Here is a 20,445-nt window from a genome sequence, read left to right as displayed (position 1 = left end):
AACCATAAATCTAACTGCATGCTTTTTAAAAAATGTCTGTCGGCCATCATTGGGCTGATAAGCCTACCTATGCTATTACTCGCCCAGGAAACTACCTCCGAGATCCATGGGCAGGTTAAAGATGGGCAAACGGGAGTACCCGGCGCTGTCATTATTGCACTACACAACCCAACTGGTACAAAGTACATGACCACTACCCGTAAAGACGGGCGCTACAACGTTCCAAACGTTCGCGTGGGAGGACCTTACACCATTTCAGTATCCTACATCGGATACAAAGACCAAAAGATCGAGAACGTCACACTCTCCCTGGGACAGGAGTATACGGGTGACTTCAACATTGTACCTGACACCAAACAACTGAATGAAGTGGTGATAAAATCAGGTAAACAGGACAAAACATTCAACAACAACCGTACAGGTGCACAGGAGATCATCAGCCGCGATCAGCTGGAAAAACTGCCTACGATCAACAGGTCTGCACAGGACTTCACGAGACTGGAGCCAACTGCGTCCAGCCCCATCGGCGGACAAAGCTTCGGTGGTCGTAGTAACCAGTACAACAACTTCACCGTAGATGGCGCCAACTTCAATAACTCATTCGGGTTATCTGGCACACTCGGCGGACAAGCAGGTGCACAGCCTATCAGCCTGGACGCAATCGACCAGATCCAGGTGAATCTTGCACCCTACGACGTACGCCAGGGTGGCTTCTCCGGCGCGGGTGTAAATACCGTTACAAAAAGCGGTTCCAACACTTTCAGAGGAACGGTCTACACCTACTTCAAAAATGAAAACACACAGGGCTACAAAGTAGGGAACACAGTTGCACCAAAGACTGATCTCTCCTTTAATATCCGTGGTGCTTCCATCGGCGGACCAATCATCAAGAACAAATTATTCTTCTTCGTGAATGGTGAATCCTCCCGTCAGACCGCCCCAGCTACCAGCTGGATTCCTTCCGATGCTTCACATGCACCCAACCCAGGCGGTGTCTCCACAGCCAATGCAGATACTTTAGCTGCGCTGGCTACCTTTTTAAAGGATACTTACGGGTACGATCCCGGAGCCTATTCCGGTTATTCCTTCAAGACCAACAGTGATAAGATCACTGCCAAGATTGACTGGAATATCAATGACCATAATACCCTTACTTTAAAGTACAACTACCTGAAATCAATGACCGACCAGTTTGCAAGCACCAGCAGACCTGCAGGTCAGACAGGCGGTCAGCCAGGCTTTAACAGTATGCCTTTCTATGGAAGCGGATATGTGATCAACAACAACTTCAATATCTTCATCGCAGAACTGAACACCCGTTTCAGTAACACTGCATCCAACAAGTTCCAGGTTGGATACACTGCACTGCGTGATTTCCGTAGTCCCCACTCCAGCTCATCTACAATGCCACTGGTGGACATCCTGAACGGCAATAACATTTACACGACCTTTGGTTATGAACCATACACTTACAACAACACGCTGAATACTGACGTATTCCAGATCTCAGATATCTTCACCTTCTACAAGGGTGCGCATGAGATTACAGTGGGTACACAGGATTATTACAGGAAATATAAGAATGCATTTGCTCCAGGCTACCAGGGCGCCTATCAGTTTGCCAGCCTCACTGATTTTTACAACAGTGCTAAAGACGGCGCACTGAATGCAAAAAGCTATTACCTCCAGTATTCTGCACTATCTGACGGGTCCTTTCCATGGGCATACGCAGGTTCTACAGAGTTGGGGTTATTTGCACAGGACAAATGGCGTGTATCAAACAACTTCACGCTTACCTACGGCCTGCGTCTGGATATGACTATCTACAAACAGGACTTTGAAGACAATCCAGCGTTCAATGCACTGAAGTTTAAAGATGGTAAGAGCTACGATATCGGAAAAGCTCCCGGTAATGCATTGCTGATATCGCCGCGTGTGGGCTTCAACTGGGATGTACTGGATGATAAAACCTTACAGGTTAGAGGCGGTTTAGGTATCTTCTCCGGTCCTCCGCCATTTGTATGGATCAGTAACCAGGCGAGCAACAATGGTGTACAGTGGGGCTCCTTCACCAGAAGCGGTGTAGCATTCAGCCCTGACCCTGATCAGTACCGTCCTGAATCAGCATCTGCCAACACATCTTATCTGGTTGCACTGACTGATAAGAACTTCAAATATCCTTCCGTACTCAAGACAAGCCTTGCAATTGACAAAAAACTGCCAGGCGACTGGATATTTACAGTAGAAGGAACTTACTCTAAGGACATCAACGCTGTGTATTATCAGAACATCAACCTGAATGAAACAAATGGTTATGCACTGACTAATGGAGGTGATAACAGAATGCGTTATAACACATCATTCACGCCGGTTAACAACAACAGCAACAAATACTATTCCGCAGGTACTTCCCTGGCCGATCCTAATATTGGCAACGCTATCCTGATGAGCAATACCAGCAAAGGGTATGCTTACAATGTGACCGGTCGTGTGCAGAAAACATACAAGAACCTGTATGTAAGCGTTGCCTATACACATGGCGATGCGCGCAATACAGCAGAAACCGGCAGTACTGCTTCTTCATTGTGGAGCGCCCGCGCTGTAAGTGCAGATCCTAATGCAGCAAATCTGACATATGCGTCTTACAGACTGCCTAACCGTATTATCGCAATGGCTTCCTACAAAGTATCTTATGCGAAACACTTCGCTACTTCCTTTGGTCTGATCTACGAAGCAGCACCGGCAGGTGTAACTTCTTATATCTATAACGGCGATTTGAATGGCGATGGTTTCAACAATGACCTGATGTATATTCCTACCTCCGATAAAGATATTAATCTGATCAACGTAGGTTCTTACAATGCTACTACCCACACCGGTAGCACCACAGGTACTGCAAATGATCCGAGAACTGCTGCTCAGATCTGGACACAACTGAATAACTTCATCAGTCAGAGCGACTACCTGTCTTCTCACCGTGGACAAGTAGCAAAAGCGAATGCGGTAACTTTACCATTCTTTAAAAAAGCGGATGTTAACATCACTGAAGACATCTCTGTTAAAACCGGTAAAGAGCGCCATACACTGCGCCTATCCCTCGATATCATCAACGTGGGTAACCTGCTGAATAAAAACTGGGGTATCGTTAAGTCTGCGGCAGTAACTAATCCGCTGAAGTTTGAAGGTATTGCTGCCGATGGCAAAACGCCGCTGTTCTCTTTCCCTTATGCGGATCCTGCTAACCAGGTACACTACTCCAACAGCTTTGCCAACAACACAGGTATCACTTCACGCTGGCAGATGCAATTTGGTGTAAGATATCTGTTCAATTAATATCTATATACACTGAAGATAGAAAGCCGTCTCATTCTCATGGGACGGCTTTTCTTATTATGGATATGGCGAAAAAAAACAGTCCCGCATAAATGATGCGAGACTTTTGATCTAATTCAGGATTGTTTAATTTGAGGTTGAACATACAATACTCTACAACTTGTTCTTACAATTTTTACCAGTTGATTCATACAGTTGAACACTGTGTTAATTGCTGATACAAAAATCATAAAAACCAATGCCCGTTCAAATGATCTAAGACAAGAAAGCCACTTGACATTTATCAAGTGGCTTTCTTTATTTACAAAGATCATACGCAAACTACCATCCAATGCCGTAATCCTCTCCGTGATTACTGCTTCCTCCCCATAGAGAACCGTGCTTACTATCCAGAAAAATAGCATTCACAGGACCACTTGTACGCTCACCGAAACTGGTGATATATCCCATTTTCTTTAATGTTTCTCTTACTGATTCCGGTGTATTATTATTCAGTAATATGCTACCCGGATGCGGCATACGTTCTTTTATGCTGGTGCCTCCCAGGGATAACCACAATTGATTGGTATTGATGTTGGCAGCTTCCGTCGCCTGTTGTACTGTCATGCCAAATTCCACCACATTCAGGAAGAACTGCAACAGGTTCTGGTCCTGGGTATCTCCGCCCTGCACCGCAAAAGAAAGGTATGGTTTACCATCCTTTAATGCCATAGATGGCGTCAGGGTCACCCTCGGACGTTTTCCGGGCGCGATCACGTTGAAAGGGCATAAAGTGCTGTCCAGTACAAAACTCTGTAAACGCTGACTCATGCCCACACCGGTATGTCCTGCGATGCATGCCGGCGTCCAGCCACCACTTGGTGTAACAGATACCACCCACCCCTCTTCATCGGCTGCTTCTACGCTGGTAGTACCTCTCCACAGGCGGTCCATATAGAGGCTGTCTGTATCATTGGCGGCATACATCTGATCCGTAGCCGGTACATTCAACAGGCTTGTAGCATCATGCTTTGGCACAAAACCCTCCGGCTTTTTCTGGAGGGACGTGTCAGTCAGTGAGCCGCGTTGCTTTAATAACCGCAGGTAAGGATTCGTTTTGCCCTCAAAAGGATAGGGATCGCCCGGAGCTGCAGCGGGGTCATTATGATCAGGATTGATCTGTTTCGCCCTCTCCTTTGCATAGGCTTTGCTCAACAGTCCTTCAATGGGCGTTTTAGGTGTGAAATAAGGATCGCCATAATAGAAGTCCCTGTCTGCAAAAGTCAGGTTCATCGTCTGATACAGGGTATGTATATATTTGGCGGAATTGTACCCCATGCCCTTCAGATCGAAATTTTCCAGGATATTCAGGCTTTGCAGCAGCATAGGTCCCTGTGTCCAGGATTGCAGTTTGTACACTTCGATTCCCTTATAGTTCACATGCAGCGGCTCTTCTTCTATTGGTTTCCACTTTGCCAGGTCCTGCTCAGTGATCAGCCCTCCCTGTTCCTTGCAGCCGCGTACAAATTCCTTTGCAATATCGCCCTTGTAAAAGCGGTCATAAGCAGCCATAATGGCCTCCTTACGGGACTTTTTATTCTTTAGTGCCGTTTGCTCCGCCTCTACCATTTTGGTGAGGGTAGCCAGCAGGTCTTTCTGTACAAAGATCTCTCCTGCTTCCGGCGCCTCTCTCTTCTCTCCCGGATGGGTCAGGAATACAGCCTTGCTGTAGGGCCACTGCTTCAGTCGGTCTTTGCTCCTTTCCATACTGTTGGCTGTCTGGGCCTCAATAGGGTAACCCGCGGCCATTTCCATTGCAGGAGCGAGCACCTCTTTCAGACTCATGGTGCCATATTCTGCCAGCATATAACACAGTCCTCCCGGCGTGCCTGGCGTTACGGCTGCCAGCGGACCATATTCGGGCGGGAAATTGTACCCTTTGCTTTTGAAAAAATCTACCGTAGCCCCGGTTGGCGCCACTCCCAGTGCGTTGATAGCAATAACTTTTTTGGTTTTGGGATTGTAGATCAGCGCTTGTGTTTCCCCTCCCCAGCTGAGTACATCCCACATGGTACAGGTGGCAGCCAGCATGGCGCAGGCCGCATCCACGGCGTTACCGCCTTTCTGGAATATCATCGATCCTGCTGTAGCTGCCAGGGGCTTACCGGTCACCGCCATCCAGTGTTTGCCATGTAATGGAGGTTTTTGAGTTTGCTGTGCTCTCGTTGCCTGTCCCAGGGAAATAAGGGCGGCAAGAAAAAAAAGACGTTTCATAAAATAATACGCGATTTAGAAGTGTTATTATTCTGGTCATCGACAAAATAGTAAAATCGGAGGTATACCAGGAAAATATGGGATGAACTTTGCTATTACTCCGTTGTTATAGTAAGGGTGCCCACGTAAATACATTGATTATGACTGGCGCACTTATTCCACGACATCATAAATCTGTCTATTATGAACGCAACAAGATTCTGGGAAATCATTGAAACCGCGTGGACAACAGATAGAGATTTATTTAATTTAAGAGAAACAGCGCTTACCACCAATGATCCCGTTTTAATCAGGCAACTGGGAAATATCGTTTCCAATGACATTGCCAGCCATATCCGCCAACAGCTCCTTTATATGGATGAGCGGGAGCTGACCAGGTTCAATCATGTCATGGAAGAGAAGCTCTTCCATATAGACCGCGAAGAAATACATGAACGTGTCAATGGGTCAGATGAGGGATTCCTCCACCGAAGATGCTTTATAGTCGGTATGGGAGAACGGTACTATAATATGATTGATGAAAATCCGGCCGCAGCTACGATGAATGTATCTGCAGGGGATATAGGATTCATCGGCTACCAGGTATATGAAGAAAAATTCGGCGAAGAATTTGAACGATATTGCCTGCATTGTATTGAATCCGGCTCCAATTCGAGGGGCTGGTAACACGAGAAATGGGCCGCGCTGATCTGCGGCCCATTTTTTTATTCTATTCTTTCAGCAACATCGCTCCCGCCCCAGGCCGATCAACAGGTTCAGATGCGATGTGTTTACATCTCCGCTACATGTAGAACTGTTCCGAAATCACCTTTCCATCTTTTGTCGTGTATACACAAAGTTCCTGCATGTTCATTCTGTCCTGGCCTTTCATTGTCATATCCATCTTCAGCACAAAGGCAAAAGAGTTGCCCGCAATCAATGGTTCAGAAACATCTATTCCATGTACTGACTCTACCATGGACATAAATTTGTTTCCCTTCTCAAAGATGTTGTCAAGTCCCTTTGTTTCCTTTGCAAATTCGGGCGTATCCTCAGGCTCGATACTGATTGCATCCTGGGCAAACAATTCTTTTTGCGCAGTTTCAAATTCTCCTTTTTTGCAGAGCTCCGCAATGCGGGTTGCGATTTCTTGTGTAGTCATGATGGTGGATTTTGGAGTTTGAGTTAAGTTAACATATTCCCGGGCGTTATTGTTGTGTTGACTAAATACATTATGTGCACAAAAGACGCGCCAGCACTTTTACCTTAGATCCTCTCCATTGATGTTCCCATCGTGACGTATCACTTCAAAAAGGTTGTACGGCGCCGTAATAAAAATTCTATTAATTGTACTGATGACATTATTCGCCACACGCAGGAAAGTAGTATTTCGTCACAGCCACCCACATGTACCATTACGTTGTATAGCCGCTTTACCAAAGGAGACAATATTACGTCATCACAAAAAGCAATGTTGACATCTGGAACTGTGAAAACAATGAGCTTGTTGTGCTCAGCAGGAAAGCGTGGGACAGAATCCAAAAAGATCAGGCGAAAACGCACAGTAAAGAATAAGCCGTCTCAATCTGAAGTTTCATCGCAGTACCGGGACATATATTTGGGTAGTAACCTGAATTTATACAACCAGAATTATTACAGTCACCGGTTAAATGCCTGAACATGACCTCCAGCTTATATCCCCCTGCGCTGCACTTTGGGATCCCTGAAAAAATGCAGCCACATGTCCGGGTGTCCGCTAGCCTGCCGGACAGATATCAGCAATACCGGATCGCACAATCAACAGATACCACGTATGTAGAAGCACCTTTCGGCAGTTATATCACACAGGAGATAAGAGATCCTGACTGGATTATCAGCTGGCAACAATGCTTTGTAAAAGAAAAGATCAGATTGCGCCCCTCCGTCACACAACCCATGCTCGCAATGTGCTGCGTACTGCAGGGTAATGTTTCCTGCCGTTTGCAGGGAAAAGGAAAACTGATGCTGATTGAAAAGGAATTTGGTATCTATTACCTCCCTTCTCATTCCCAGAACATTGCAGACCTCCGGCCCGGATATTATGAAATGATCTGCATCTCTTTTTCCCCTACCTTCTTCCGGAAGTTCATTGCTCATCATCCCTCCTTTGAAGAAATTTACCAGCACCAGCAACGGCAGGCCCGCAGAGCAGCTTTGCTGCCTGCTATCAGGATGGATGTATCAGACCTGAAAGTATTGCATGAAATGCGCCATGCGCCCGAAGCAGACCAGGAACTGAAGTCCTACCTCGAATCAAGGTTGAATGAATTGCTGTCCCTTTATTTCAGTGCGCTCACGCCCAAGTATCTGCAGAATGGCGATCAGGCCCAGAAGCTGCGCCAGATATGCATATACATCCAGAATCACTACCATCAGCCGCTGAGCATAGCAGAACTGAGCAAGCAGGCCGGTATGCATATCAACACTTTTGAACGGGCTTTCAAGGAGCTGCTCAGCGTTTCTCCCCGCGGGTATATTGAGCACCTGCGATTGAAAAAAGCGGCCTCTCTCCTGTCGCAGACCACGCTCAGCATCAAAGAAATCAGTTACAGCACCGGTTACCGGGGCGCCAATTATTTCACCGCTGTTTTCCGTAAGCGTTACCGTTGTTCTCCCAGAGAATATCGGAAAAACCGCTTAACTTGACGGAAAATAGCTGATAGATGGATGCACACTTAAAGGACAGGCTTATTGATATCAGAAGACAAATTCATGCGCAACCAGAGTTAGGATACGAGGAAGAACATACTTCCAGCCTGGTGAAACAGGAACTGGACCTGCTGGGAATAGACTACATCTCCAATATCGCGGGCACCGGCGTCATTGCCTCTCTTACACGGGGAAATGGTCCCTGTGTCGCTATCCGTGCAGACATGGATGCTTTACCTATGCAGGAGGAAACAGGTCTGCCCTTTGCCTCGAAGGTGAGCGGGAAAATGCATGCCTGCGGTCATGATCTCCATACAACGATGCTGATAGGCGCCGCTGCGCTGCTAAAACAAACTGATTTCCAGGGAACGATAAAACTACTCTTCCAACCTTCCGAAGAAGGTCCCAGCACTGATCCGGAGAAAAAGAGCGGCGCACGCCGCTTTGTTGAAGCGGGACATTTGGACGATGTACAGGCCGCATTGGGCCTGCACGTAGACCCGTCTCTGCCAGTTGGTCAGATCTCATACGCTATCGGCCCTGCCCTGGCGTGTACAGGATTTTTTACCATAGAAGTGAAAGGCAAGGCGGCACATGCAGGCGCTTCTCCCCAGCTGGGTATTGATGCAGTGGTTATTGCCTCTCAGCTGGTACAGGCCGCACAAACGATCGTGTCCCGGCATACACCTCCGATGGAAACGGCAGTACTCTCCTTTACCAAAATCAATGGCGGCGTCGCGCCCAATGTTATTGCCGACAGAGTGGTGCTGGAAGGAACCATCCGGGCGCTCAATCTGGACGTTTACGAAGAGGTGATCGGCCGCCTTCAAAAGCTCGGTGAAGGGTTGGGGCTCATTCATCAGACAGACGTCATTTTTGACCTCTATTTCAGTATTCCCAGCGTGCTCAATAACGGAGATGTACATGGTAAGCTGCAACGGAGTCTGAATGGCGTTTTCGGACAGCAGAACGCCCTCGAAAAGATTCCCTTACTGGCAGGCGAGGATTTTTGCTATTATTCCAGGAAGGTTCCCTCCATGTTCTACCTTCTGGGTGCACAAGACCCACTGTCTCCCGGCTATTATCTCCACCACCCTAAAGTGATCTTTAACGAACAATGCATTCCCCTGGGAGCATCTTTCCTGGCCCAAGGGGCTGTTGAGCTCCTCGAAGGCTTCCGCTAATTGTTGTAACTTGCGGTCTCATTGATCGAAACAGAATGGAGCAGAAACACTTAGGAAAGGGAGATACGGCGTTTATGGCGGCTTGTGCGGGACTAATCGTTGCCAACATTTACTATTGCCAGCCACTGATCGTTTTAATTTCGAAAGAATGGGGATTACATGAAAGCGTAGCCGGCAGGGTTACCTACCTCACCCAGATCGGATATGCACTCGGACTATTACTGATCGTTCCGTTGGGAGATATCCTGGAGCGGCGGAAACAGATCCTCGTCAGTACCGGAGTAGCCGTACTGGCATTATTACTGGCAGCGAGCGCCACCAATTTTGTTGTCTTACAGATTGCCAGCGTACTTATTGGCATTTCCTCCATCATTCCACAGCTTATTCTGCCACTGGCCGCCAGTCTGACACCCGACAACAAACGGGGCAGTACCATCGGCACTGTTATGGCAGGTTTACTGGTTGGCATCCTGGCCTCCCGCAGTCTCAGTGGGACTGTGGGTTCTTTCTATGGTTGGCGGGCCATGTATTACATGGCGGCAGCCATATGTGCGGTACTGATGATATTCATGCGACTGCGCTTCCCTAAGAGTCAGCCATCGTTTAACGGACATTACGGGCATCTGATGAAGTCAGTGGCCCACTACGCCATGACACAGCCGCTATTGCGGCAGGCTGCCGTTACCAACGCGTTGTCATTCGCCGTTGTAAGCGCCTTCTGGGTCACCATGGTGCTTTTTCTGTCTGTGCCTCCATTTGGCTTTAAATCGTTCGAGATCGGCCTTTTTGGCCTGGCTGGAGCAGCCGGTGCCCTCGCCGCTCCCCTGATTGGTAAGATCAGTGATGGCCGCGATCCCAGGTACAACATCATCATAGGGCTGATCTGTGAATTACTCAGTTTTATAGGATTCTATTTTACCGGCAGTGGCATTTTCCTCTTACTGGCCGGTATTATCATACTGGATGTAGGCCACCAGTCCGTCCAGGTCACCAACCAGACCATCATTTACTCTATTCTTCCCGAAGCCAGGAACCGCTTTAATACCGTCTTTATGACCTCCACCTTTGTAGGAGGTGCCACGGGCTCAGCTTTCGGGTTGTTCCTCTGGAATATCGGTCACTGGCCGGCAGTTTGTGCCGGTTGCAGCGGAGTTGTCCTGATAAACATCTTCCTCTTTTTCAGAAATAAGGCAAAATCCGCCCGTAACGCGGAACTCGCCGTTCAAAAAGCCTAAAAAAAAACAGCAACGTTTGCCAACCAGGGTCCGCTCTGGTATTGGTCTGATCGTGCTTCCTCAATATCACTTCACCATCATTTCCATATCACTTCACCGTCATTTCCATATCACTTTACCTACATCTCTATATCGAAGGGATATAGATATGACGGTGAAGTGATATCCAGATGATGGTATAAGGATATGGAGATATAGGAATCAAAGCGAACCTATAGCCTGTCTACGTTTTCCACAAATGACGTTTTACCCGATGGGCGGGGTTTCCCGCTACAGGCCATTTTTCATTTTTTATGTGGTTCGCGGAAATTTCTGCGGACTGCGTCCTCGTTTTACCAGAAAGCCCTTATCTTCGGTTTACAACCAATTATTTGCCCCAAAAGGATTCAAAAACGATCACCCATGCGCCATTTCATGATCATTGAGGCCCCATCTAACCTCGGTTTGAAGGAATTACGCCAAGGTGTGGAACCAGGTGTCAGACTGCTGCCCGAGGCTCTGCGTAAAACAGAGCTGGCCCTTGAAGCCGGCATTAACCATGTCATTTGTGTACCGACATTGCCTTACAGCATGGACATTGACCAGGAAAGTGGCGTACGTAATGCGGAAGCTATAGCACACTATAGCGAGAAACTGGCCGCCAGGGTCAGGGAGGCCGTAGAAAAGGATATTATTCCCATTGTAATAGGCGGAGACTGTAGTATACTGATTGGCAACACCTTAGGACTGAAAAGTACCGGAAAGCACTATGGATTGTTTGCCATGGACGGCCACCACGATTATATGTGGCCTGAACATTCAGGCACCGCCGGAGCTGCGGGAATGGCACTGGCCATTGTGGCGGGTAAAGGACATCCGAAACTGACGAACATCCGGCAATTAAGTCCATATATAAGGGAAGAACACATTTATGCATATGGCAACAGGGAGCTGGATGCCGCTTATGTGCAGCTGATCGCTGATAGCCGTATTCATTATTACGACCTGCCAGCCATCCGGCAGATGGGTATACATGCCATCACCAGCAGTTTCCTGACAATGATCGGTCATGCAGGACTGGATGGCTTCTGGATCCACCTGGATGTGGATGTACTGGACAATGATGTGATGCCCTGTGTTGACAGTCCGCAACCCGGAGGACTGTCTTACCGGGAATGGGAAGAAACCCTGCAACCGCTGATTGCCTCCCGGTATTTTAAGGGCATGAACATTACCATCCTTGACCCGACGATGGACCGGGACAACCGGTACACAAAAGCCTTCTCGGAACGGTTGGCGGGTCTGTTAAGACCTGCAGTTAAGGGTTTGAGTAGCAATTAAAAAAACTAGGCGGTACGATTTTTTTAATAAATAAAAAAACAATACCTTCGCAGTCCTTTTCTCAACATGTGCATGCTGGGAAATGAAGTTCTTATAAATATTGATTGCGGGTGTGGTGAAATTGGTAGACACGCCAGACTTAGGATCTGGTGCTTCACGGCATGTAGGTTCGAGTCCTATCACCCGCACTTTTTTTTGACGCTTAATGCCCGATGCTGACCGCTTAACGCAGACTCTGCCTCAGCATTAAGCGTTTTTTTTATCCGCAATCCGCGGTACCCGGCTTCAAATCTTGCCATTAAGGCGCTAAGTCACCAAGTAACTCCCACATAGCTGCCATTCCTTCGTGCCTTTGTGACTTCATGGCAGAAAACTCAAACAAGGAATTATTATTGCTTCATACAAGAACATTTAAACTATTATGGCAACCGTTACCAGAGAAAACATCGGTTTATTGAATGATAAGATCACTGTGAAAGTGAGCCAGGAAGATTACCTTCCCAATTTTGACAAGGCAGTAAAGCAACTCAGCAAAACCGCTAATATACCTGGATTCCGTAAAGGCATGGTGCCTGCTGGCATGGTGAAGAAAATGCACGGTCAGGCCATCTTTGCAGATGAAATACTGAAAACAGTAGAAAAAGAGCTGATGGGATATCTCCAGACCGAAAAAGTGGAAATATTTGCCCAGCCGCTTTCCCTGGATAAAGAAGCTAAAACTTTCGACCACAATAATCCATCTGAATACAACTTTGATTTTGAAATCGGTCTGAAACCTGCGTTCGAGGTTACTCCGCTGGAGGCTGGTAAAACTACCCTGACCCGCTATAAGATCAAGGCTACTCCCGAAATGCTGAACGAAGAGATCGAGCGTCTGCAGTTAAGGGGTGGTAAATCAACTGAAGTTGAGTCCGTTACCAGCGCTGATAACGTTCTCGGCCTGAATGTTGTTGAAACAGATGCTCAGGGTACCGCTGTGGAAGGTGGTCTTCAGAAAGACATCACTTTCCTGGTGAAAAATTTCTCTGCTGCTACTCAGTCCCAGTTGCAGGGTAAGAAAAAAGACGACAGCATTGTAGTACAGGCTTCTGCTGCCATTGACGCAGACAAGCTGAACTGGTTCCAGCACGACATACTGGGTCTGCACGAGGATATCGCTGCGAAATATTACAAACTGACTATTACCAAGGTAGAATTAATAGAAAAAAGAGAACTGAACGAAGAGTTCTTCAAAGAAGTGTTCCCTGCTGAAGAAATCACTACTGAAGCAGCCTTCCGCGAAAAACTGCAATCAGAAATAGAAAAATCCTGGGATGCCGAAAGCCGCAACCGCCTGCATAACGACCTGTTCGAAGTGCTGGTTCACGAAACGCCGATAGAGCTGCCTAAGGATTTTCTGAAACGTTGGCTGCAAACCGGCGGTGAAAAACCAAAAACCGCTGAAGAAGCTGACAAGGAATATCCAGGTTTTGATCATCAGTTACGCTGGACATTAATCAGCGATAAACTGATCCGCGAAAATCAGCTGGACGTTTCTTTCGACGAAGTGAAAGAAGCAGCCAAACAGAAAGTATTGGGCTATTTTGGTGGCGCAGCCGCTACAGATGGTGCAGACTGGCTGGATAGCTACCTGGAGCGCCTGCTGCAGGATGAAAAATTCGTGGACCAGACCTACCGCGAGATGGTGACACAGAAATTGTTTGATTGGGCAGAAAATAAGGTAAATGTGAAGGAAGAGGAAGTAACAGCCGAAGAATTTGCTAAATTACCTAATAAACATCACCATCATGAACATTAATAACGAATTCAGGAAATATGCCATCCAGCATAGAGGGATCAGCAGCCTGGTAGTAGATAGCTATACCCGTCATCAGATTAATGCCTTAACGCCAAACATCATCGAGGAACGCCCGATGAACATGGCGATAATGGATGTGTTCTCGCGTTTGATGATGGATCGTATCATTTTCATGGGAGACCCTGTAAATGATTACGTAGCCAATATTATTACCGCACAGTTGCTGTTCCTGGAATCTACCGATCGTACCCGCGATATACAGATGTATATCAACAGCCCCGGTGGTAGCGTTTATGCAGGTCTTGGTATATATGACACCATGCAGATCATCGCTCCTGATGTAGCTACTATCTGTACCGGTATGGCCGCTTCTTTCGGCGCCGTATTGCTGGTAGCAGGTGCAAAAGGTAAGCGTACTGCACTGAAACACGCCAGGGTTATGATTCACCAGCCTCATGGTGGTGCAGAAGGCCAGACTTCCGATATCGAAATCACTGCACGTGAGTTCGTTAAGCTGAAAAAAGAGCTGAACGAGATCATTGCCAGCCACTGTGGCCAGCCAGTGAAAAAAGTTGAGAAGGACTCTGACCGCGACTACTGGATGACAGCGGATGAAGCAAAAGAATACGGCATCATCGATGACGTACTCAGCAAGAATCCAAGAAAACAGCAGGAAAACAATCCGCAATAACAGATTACGGAAAAAGCAAATTGAAAAAGGGTGCGAAATGTCTTTTTTGCACCCTTTTTCATTTCGGGAAGTCCCCTTTCCCCCATTTAATGTACCTTTGTAAGCTATGAAAGAGTCTAAAATCCGTTGCTCATTTTGCAACCGTTCAAAAGATGAAGTGCAAATACTGATTGCCGGTGCAGAAGGTCATATCTGTGAGAACTGCGTAGCAAACGCGCAGGAGATCATAGAACAGGAGTTGTTTCAGCAACAGGGCAAAAAAGCCCCCTCCCACTTTGTTCCTAAAGTGGCAAAGCCCGTTGAAATAAAGAAGTTCCTGGACGAATATGTGATTGGTCAGGATGATGCTAAGAAAATACTGGCAGTAGCCGTTTATAACCACTATAAACGCCTTAACCAACAGGTTGGGGATGACGATGTGGAGATCGAGAAATCAAACATCATCATGGTAGGTGAAACCGGTACAGGTAAAACCCTGCTGGCTAAATCCATCGCCCGCCTGCTCAATGTTCCTTTCACTATCGTAGACGCTACCGTGTTTACAGAAGCCGGTTATGTAGGTGAAGACGTGGAAAGCATCCTCACCCGCCTGCTGCAGGTTTGTAACTACGACGTGGAAGCTGCCGAAAGAGGTATCGTATACATCGATGAAATAGATAAAATCGCCCGCAAGAGCGACAACCCTTCCATCACCCGCGACGTAAGCGGTGAAGGTGTTCAACAGGGACTCCTGAAGCTCCTGGAAGGTACAGAAGCGCTGGTTCCCCCTCAAGGTGGCCGTAAACACCCCGAACAGAAACTTATCAAGGTAAATACACAGAATATCCTGTTTATCTGCGGTGGTGCGTTCGACGGTGTGGATAAGATCATCAGCCGCAGGGTACAGACCCACTCTATCGGTTTCAACGTGAATACTGACAGAGAAGAAGAAAGCAAAAAACACATTCTGCGCTATGTGAATTCTCAGGATCTGAAAGCCTTCGGATTGATCCCTGAATTGCTGGGACGTCTGCCGGTGGTAACCTACCTGAACTCTCTCGACGCCGATGCACTGAAAGCGATCCTGACAGAACCAAAGAACGCCCTTGTAAAACAATACAAGAAACTGTTCAAGGTAGAAGGTATCGAACTGATGATAGAAGATGATGCCCTGGATTATATCGTGGAGAAAGCAATGGAATATAAACTGGGCGCCCGCGGCCTCCGCTCCATCTGTGAAGTGGTGCTCAGCGACGCAATGTTTAACCTGCCTTCTTCCAGCGAAAGTACGTTTGTACTTACAAGAGGTTATGCAGAGGAAAGACTGGATAAATCCACACTTGTACAGCTGAAAGTGGCTTAAAATAACTCAAAGCAATACGATATGGACCTCTTAAAAGAACTTCAGGAAAAAGCTGGGCTCTCCAATGAGCAGGCGTTAAAAACCTTCGAGATCCTCAAAGAATATGTGAGGGGCAAAGTACCCGGTTTTCTCTCAGGTACTGTTGAAAAATGGTTTGCTGATATAGAAAAAAGAGCAGGCGCCCAGGGCTCAACGGAAGAGAATAAAGACAACGACTTCCTGGAGCACTAGAAAAATATTCAAAAGTAAAAAGGCCGATCTGTCTATGACAGGTCGGCCTTTTCATTTACAGTGTCCGGTCGTAAATAACATACCAGGGACAAATTGAACAGTTGGAAATCGTTGACAGATTTTCGCCTTTTAAAAAAAACATCCGCTTATGCAGCGGATGCTTTTCTTGGGTTGCGTAAAAATGTTTCGATTGTCTTTCTTTGTTGAAGGTTGATAAATGGTAAAGAGTGATGAATTAACCCAAATTTAACGTTCTTAATCCACAATTCCATCACCCAAACCAACTAATACTCATTTTTCTGTAAAAAATTATGAAAGGCAACCTTACATTAATATTTTATCACATAGCTAAAACGCTCGTGTTTAACTCCGTAATTCGCTTTTCTGCCACTAATATAATCTTGACTAAAAGATATATTTTGTTGACAAAAAGTTTGAAGTCTGATCATTTACGATCTTATTCAGAAGATTTTTATTCTGTTCAGTTTGTTTTGTAGCCACCATCGAACGGATAGAGAATGCACGTAATGCATCGGGTACACTCAGCGTTCCTTCTGCAGAATCCTTACGACCGGTAAACGGATATACGTCGGGACCACGCTGACACTGACAGTTGATATTTACACGGCTTACCTGGTTCACCAGCGGATCTATCAGCGATGCCAGTTCGTCTGCATCATTGGAGAACAGGCTTACCTGCTGCCCGTGGTCAGATGCTATCAGGTACTCGATCGGTGTTTCAATATCATCGAAGGGCAATACCGGCACCAGCGGTCCGAATTGTTCTTCCCTGTACACCTTCATCTTATTATTTACAGGATATAAAACCGCCGGATATACGAAAGATTCGAATATTGCTCCTCCGTTCTCATTGATTACTTTAGCACCGTTGGCGATAGCATCATCAATACACTCTTTCAGGTAGGCTGGTTTCTGCGGCTCGGGTAATGGGGTCAGGAACACGCCTTTCTCCCATGGCATACCTATTTTCAACTGACTGATAGCAGCGCTCAGTTTCTGCAGGAATACATCTGCTACCTTGCTGTGCACAAAAACGATCTTTAGAGCCGTACAACGCTGTCCGTTGAAAGATAATGAGCCAAGTACCGTTTCCTGTACTGCAAGGTCAAGATCGGCCTTATCTGTGATAATAGCAGCGTTCTTGGCGTCCAGTCCCAGGATAGCCCTTAGGCGGTTCACCTTCGGATGCATCTTCTTCAGCTGATTAGCTACCTTGCTGCTGCCTATCAGTGTCAGTACGTTGATCTTCCCGGACTCCATCAATGGCCCGATGATGACATTACCACGGCCGTAGATGGTATTTACCACTCCCTTTGGAAAACAGCTGGCAAATGCTTCCAGCAGCGGGTAGTGTAATAAAGTACCGTGCTTCGGCGGTTTGAACAGCATGGTATTACCCATGATCAGCGCCGGGATCAGTGTAGTGAAGGTCTCATTCAACGGATAGTTGAATGGTCCCATACAGAGCACCACGCCTAAAGGAGAACGCCTGATCTGGCCGATGATACCCTGCTGGATCTCAAAACGGCTGGAGTTACGGTCCAGGTCTTTTAACGCATCAATTGTGGTATTGATGTATTCTACTGTACGGTCAAATTCCTTGATGGAATCTGTGTATGATTTACCGATCTCCCACATGATCAGTTTTACGATCTCTGCTTTCTTCTCGATCATCTTGCCGGTAAACTTCTCCATGCAGGCAATACGTTCAGATACCGTCATTGTCGGCCATTCCCCACGGCCATCATTGTAGGCCAGTACTGCTGCGTCCAGTGCTGCCATTGCTTCTGCCTCACCGCATAAAGGGTAAGAACCAATCACCTTTCTCTCCAACCCTTTCGGTGTCTGTATACAAATTGGAGACAATACCGTATGCACATCGCCATTCCATGGTTTCATTTCGCCACCTGACAGATATTCCCGCTGATGTACTTCTGCCGGCAACTGGTATTCAGCCGGGATAGCATCTGCTGTGGGGAACATGTGGTGTAATTGTTCTTCAAAGCTCATGTCATAGTTATTTAATTGGTTGAAAGATAATAAAAGGACTTCTAAGACTATGGTACTCAATTAACCGTCTTTGAAATTCATAAGAAAATCCTTTTTATATACAACCAGGGCCAAAGATACGCGTGCTTCAGGAATGGAAGAGATAGCAAAAATTGATAGGCCTATTGATTTAATCAGATAGCAAAAAGAAAGCCCGTGAGTAAATTCCCACGGACTTTCTTCAACATATGAACAACGAAATATTTTAACCCTACAGGTAGACCTGTCATTTATTTCAGTGCCTCACGCGCAATAACCAGCTTCTGTATTTCCGAAGTGCCCTCTCCTATTGTACACAACTTCGAGTCACGATAATATTTCTCTACAGGAAAATCTTTCGTATAGCCATAACCTCCGAAGATCTGCACAGCGTCATTGGCAGTCTTTACCGCTACTTCAGAAGCATAGTACTTGGCCATGGCCGCCTGTTGTGTAACCACGCCCCCCCTGGTTTTGGTATCTGCAGCCTGCATGGTGAGCAATTCCGCCGCCATGATCTCCGTGGCCATATCCGCCAGCTTGAAGGATATACCCTGAAAACTGGCTATTGGTTTATCGAACTGGTGACGTTCCTGCGCATATTTCAGCGCTGCTTCATAGGCGCCTTTCGCAATACCAAGAGACAAAGCTGCAATAGAGATACGTCCGCCATCCAGCACCTTCATGGACTGTATAAACCCTTCGCCTTCATTTCCCAGCATGTTGGCGGCTGGTATACGGCAATTATCAAAGATCATTTCAGCTGTTTCGGAGGCGCGCATACCGAGTTTATTTTCCTTCTTGCCACCACTGAAACCAGGCGTTCCACGCTCTACCACAAAGGCAGTCATACCATGGCTGTCGCGAACATTGCCGGTACGGGCTATCACCACTGCCACATCTCCGCTTTTACCATGGGTGATCCAGCATTTTGTGCCATTTATGACCCACTCGTCGCCATCTTTATGTGCCACACATTTCATATTCATAGCGTCAGAACCGGTATTAGGTTCTGTCAGGCCCCAGGCGCCTATCCATTCGGCACTGGCCAGTTTGGGGAGGTAACGTTGTTTCTGCTCTTCTGATCCGAATTGTAAGATATGGCCGGTGCACAATGAGTTATGGGCGGCCACGCTCAACCCGATAGCGCCACAGATCTTAGCGATCTCGCTGATGACAGTCACATATTCCAGGTATCCTAGTCCACTGCCGCCATATTTTTCAGGTACCAGTACCCCCATTAAGCCAAGTTCGCCCAGCTGCTTGAACAAAGGAGCTGGAAAGGTCTGATTTTCATCCCATTCCAGTACATAAGGTTGCATGTGTATTTTTCCAAAGTCGCGTATCACTTGTGTAATCTGTCGCTGCGTTTCAGTAGGCTCAAAGTTCATAATGGGGAATTTTCTGTTTTGATGTAATGTTCAATTTTACGATAAATACTATCATCTACCAATGGTATGCCAAGAAGGTCTTCCGGTTGCCTGAAAGGCCCGTGGTTATTGCGATACAGTACTATTAACCGCGCCAGTTTGTATCGTATGTATGGATGTTGTGCCAAAGATTTTTCATCTATGTGGTTGAGGTCTATTTTTTTTAGCGAAACCTTAGGCAATCGCAGAGAAGCTTGAATTTTATTAAATGTACTGTCTGCCAATCCGTAGGTTTCTCCTACCTGACTGATAGAGTAAAAGCCTCCTAGCTTCTCCCGGAATTTTACAATACGGGCGGCCAGCACAGGTCCGATTCCCGGCAGGGATTCCCACAACGCGGAATCTGCTGTATTAATATCGAGCACAGGTAACCTGTTATTGTATGCTTTTCTGCGGGCCCCATCGTCCGGTTCCCGTGGCACATATCCGGCATAACGCCGGAATGTATCCGGCTTATTCTGCTGCCCGGCGATCCGGACGTAAGGCATCAGTTCATTATATAGCTGTGAAGACAAGCCATAAATCCTTTGCAGATCTTCCTTCCGGCGGAATCGCCCACCTTTGGCCAGGTACCGTTGTATATTATTAATCACTCTTTTCTCCAGTCCCAAAGCCTCCCATTCCCCGGTGTTACTTGTGTTCGGATCGAAGGTGAACCGGCGGAGGCGTACGCCACTATCAACATTCCCCGGAAAAACCCTTCTGCTACTCAGCAGCGCATGACGGAGCGCTGCTACGTCGGCACACAGCACACTGTCAGTTGTATACATGGCTGTGGGAACGGAAATGAAACGCTCCCACAGCGCGGGCATTATCATACTGATGCCAGTCAGTAATAACAGGAATAAAATACCTCGCCTTTCCTTTCGTGAAAAGCTATTGTAAGCTTTCCATAACGCCTGCTTCATGGGT

The 20,445-nt window shown here is 46.9% G+C and carries 15 protein-coding genes and 1 tRNA gene; 11 read left to right on the top strand and 5 right to left on the bottom strand.

Annotation, left to right across the window (positions count from 1 at the left end):
• Window positions 1-18 precede the first annotated feature (18 nt).
• Window positions 19-3,333, top strand: coding sequence for a carboxypeptidase regulatory-like domain-containing protein (locus L3C95_RS06115; RefSeq protein WP_236385905.1), 3,315 nt, complete (start codon window positions 19-21; stop codon window positions 3,331-3,333).
• Between the two features lie 321 nt (window positions 3,334-3,654).
• On the opposite strand, the gene L3C95_RS06110 is transcribed toward L3C95_RS06115, so the two are convergent.
• Complete coding sequence (locus L3C95_RS06110) at window positions 3,655-5,586, bottom strand: gamma-glutamyltransferase family protein (RefSeq protein WP_236385904.1); 1,932 nt, start codon at window positions 5,584-5,586, stop codon at window positions 3,655-3,657.
• Between the two features lie 183 nt (window positions 5,587-5,769).
• Between L3C95_RS06110 and L3C95_RS06105 the strand changes: the two genes are divergently transcribed.
• The gene (locus L3C95_RS06105) at window positions 5,770-6,252 is read left to right on the top strand and encodes a DUF4240 domain-containing protein (RefSeq protein WP_236385903.1); all 483 of its coding nucleotides are present in this window, start codon (window positions 5,770-5,772) and stop codon (window positions 6,250-6,252) included.
• A gap of 115 nt (window positions 6,253-6,367) precedes the next feature.
• Here L3C95_RS06105 and L3C95_RS06100 read toward each other — a convergent pair whose 3' ends face one another.
• Entirely contained in the window at window positions 6,368-6,727 is a 360-nt protein-coding gene (locus L3C95_RS06100; protein WP_236385902.1) for a SnoaL-like domain-containing protein, read from the bottom strand.
• A gap of 518 nt (window positions 6,728-7,245) precedes the next feature.
• On the opposite strand from L3C95_RS06100, the gene L3C95_RS06095 reads away from it, so the two are divergent.
• The 9 genes from L3C95_RS06095 to L3C95_RS06055 all read left to right on the top strand — a co-directional run bounded on the left by L3C95_RS06095 (window position 7,246) and on the right by L3C95_RS06055 (window position 16,054).
• Complete coding sequence (locus tag L3C95_RS06095) at window positions 7,246-8,250, top strand: helix-turn-helix domain-containing protein (protein ID WP_236385901.1); 1,005 nt, start codon at window positions 7,246-7,248, stop codon at window positions 8,248-8,250.
• Window positions 8,251-8,267: 17 nt separating this feature from the next.
• Window positions 8,268-9,437, top strand: a complete 1,170-nt coding sequence (locus L3C95_RS06090; protein ID WP_236385900.1) for a M20 family metallopeptidase — start codon at window positions 8,268-8,270, stop codon at window positions 9,435-9,437.
• A gap of 35 nt (window positions 9,438-9,472) precedes the next feature.
• Window positions 9,473-10,672: an MFS transporter gene (locus tag L3C95_RS06085; protein ID WP_236385899.1), complete on the top strand. Its 1,200-nt coding sequence runs from the start codon at window positions 9,473-9,475 to the stop codon at window positions 10,670-10,672.
• A gap of 402 nt (window positions 10,673-11,074) precedes the next feature.
• Window positions 11,075-11,992: an arginase family protein gene (locus L3C95_RS06080; protein WP_236385898.1), complete on the top strand. Its 918-nt coding sequence runs from the start codon at window positions 11,075-11,077 to the stop codon at window positions 11,990-11,992.
• A 106-nt stretch (window positions 11,993-12,098) separates the two neighbouring features.
• A tRNA-Leu gene (locus tag L3C95_RS06075) sits at window positions 12,099-12,180 on the top strand.
• Between the two features lie 233 nt (window positions 12,181-12,413).
• Window positions 12,414-13,790, top strand: a complete 1,377-nt coding sequence (locus L3C95_RS06070; RefSeq protein WP_236385897.1) for a trigger factor — start codon at window positions 12,414-12,416, stop codon at window positions 13,788-13,790.
• Window positions 13,780-14,481 carry an ATP-dependent Clp endopeptidase proteolytic subunit ClpP gene (gene clpP / locus L3C95_RS06065; protein WP_236385896.1) on the top strand — a complete coding sequence of 234 codons (702 nt, stop codon included), beginning with the start codon at window positions 13,780-13,782 and terminating at the stop codon, window positions 14,479-14,481. The genes L3C95_RS06070 and clpP overlap by 11 nt, the downstream gene beginning before the upstream one ends.
• A gap of 106 nt (window positions 14,482-14,587) precedes the next feature.
• Window positions 14,588-15,823: an ATP-dependent Clp protease ATP-binding subunit ClpX gene (clpX, locus tag L3C95_RS06060; RefSeq protein WP_236385895.1), complete on the top strand. Its 1,236-nt coding sequence runs from the start codon at window positions 14,588-14,590 to the stop codon at window positions 15,821-15,823.
• Between the two features lie 21 nt (window positions 15,824-15,844).
• A complete protein-coding gene (locus L3C95_RS06055) occupies window positions 15,845-16,054 on the top strand; it encodes a hypothetical protein (RefSeq protein WP_236385894.1) in 210 nt (69 codons plus the stop codon).
• Window positions 16,055-16,459: 405 nt separating this feature from the next.
• Here the strand turns inward: L3C95_RS06055 and L3C95_RS06050 are convergent, their stop codons facing one another.
• The 3 genes from L3C95_RS06050 to L3C95_RS06040 all read right to left on the bottom strand — a co-directional run bounded on the left by L3C95_RS06050 (window position 16,460) and on the right by L3C95_RS06040 (window position 20,441).
• Window positions 16,460-18,085: an NADP-dependent glyceraldehyde-3-phosphate dehydrogenase gene (locus L3C95_RS06050; protein WP_236385893.1), complete on the bottom strand. Its 1,626-nt coding sequence runs from the start codon at window positions 18,083-18,085 to the stop codon at window positions 16,460-16,462.
• 269 nt (window positions 18,086-18,354) lie between these two features.
• Entirely contained in the window at window positions 18,355-19,494 is a 1,140-nt protein-coding gene (locus L3C95_RS06045) for an acyl-CoA dehydrogenase family protein (RefSeq protein WP_236385892.1), read from the bottom strand.
• On the bottom strand, window positions 19,491-20,441 hold the full coding sequence (locus L3C95_RS06040) for a ComEA family DNA-binding protein (RefSeq protein WP_236385890.1): 951 nt from the start codon (window positions 20,439-20,441) through the stop codon (window positions 19,491-19,493). Before L3C95_RS06040 ends, L3C95_RS06045 begins: the two co-directional genes overlap by 4 nt.
• Between the last annotated feature and the right edge of the window lie 4 nt (window positions 20,442-20,445).

It is taken from the genome of Chitinophaga filiformis (assembly GCF_021646545.1).
GTDB classification, from domain to species: domain Bacteria; phylum Bacteroidota; class Bacteroidia; order Chitinophagales; family Chitinophagaceae; genus Chitinophaga; species Chitinophaga filiformis_A.
This window is presented reverse-complemented; position numbering and strand designations above follow the sequence as displayed.